Origin of the sequence: Streptomyces murinus (assembly GCF_002154555.1) — a bacterium.
In the GTDB taxonomy this organism is placed as follows: domain Bacteria; phylum Actinomycetota; class Actinomycetes; order Streptomycetales; family Streptomycetaceae; genus Streptomyces; species Streptomyces murinus.
Genome location: NZ_MUNF01000712.1, coordinates 1 through 778, shown reverse-complemented (window position 1 = coordinate 778; position 778 = coordinate 1). Strand labels below are relative to the sequence as shown.

Sequence of the window (778 nt, the reverse complement as noted above, 5' to 3'; positions counted from 1 at the left end):
GTCGAGGACGGCCTGCGCGAAACGGACTTCGGTGCCTGGGAGGGCCTGACCTTCGGCGAGGTCCGCGACCGCTACCCGGACGACCTGAACGCCTGGCTCGCCGACCCCGCCGCCCGTCCCACCGGCGGCGGCGAGAGCTTCGCCGAGGTCGCCGCCCGTATCGCCGTCACCAAGGACGAGCTGGTCACCGCGCACGCGGGCCGCACCGTCCTGCTCGTCACCCATGTGACGCCGATCAAGACGCTCGTCCGGCTCGCCCTCGGCGCCCCGCCGGAGTCCCTGTTCCGCATGGAACTCTCGGCCGCCTCGCTCTCCGCGGTGGCGTACTACGCCGACGGCAACGCGAGCGTCCGCCTCTTCAACGACACCTCACACCTGCGCTGACGCCGGCCCGCGCAGCCCGGCCGCAGCCCGCGCGAGCGCTTCGATCCGCGCCCAGTCCCCGGCCGCCACGGCATCCGCCGGCACCATCCAACTCCCGCCCACGCAGCCGACGTTGGGCAGGGCCAGATACTCCGCGGCGTTCCCGGGCCCGATCCCGCCGGTCGGACAGAAGCGCGCCTGCGGCAACGGCCCGGCCAGCGACCGCAGATACGCCGTACCCCCCGCCGCCTGCGCCGGGAAGAACTTCATCTCCCGCACCCCGCGCTCCAGCAGCGCCACGACCTCCGAAGCGGTCGAGACCCCCGGCAGGAACGGCACCCCGCACCCCCGCATCGCCGCCAGCAGCCCCTCCGTCCACCCGGGACTGACGAGGAACCGTGCCCCGGCCGCAACC

2 protein-coding genes are annotated in these 778 nt (G+C 74.4%); one reads left to right on the top strand and one right to left on the bottom strand.

Going from position 1 to position 778, the window contains the following annotated elements; all coding sequences use genetic code 11:
• A partial coding sequence (locus CCN72_RS33605) for a histidine phosphatase family protein (protein WP_208638171.1) occupies window positions 1-384 on the top strand: 384 nt, incomplete at its 5' end.
• Here the strand turns inward: CCN72_RS33605 and eda are convergent.
• Window positions 370-778, bottom strand: a 409-nt coding sequence (eda, locus tag CCN72_RS33600; protein WP_143664290.1) for a bifunctional 4-hydroxy-2-oxoglutarate aldolase/2-dehydro-3-deoxy-phosphogluconate aldolase, incomplete at its 5' end; no start/stop codon positions are given. The two genes, CCN72_RS33605 and eda, sit on opposite strands and share 15 nt — an antisense overlap.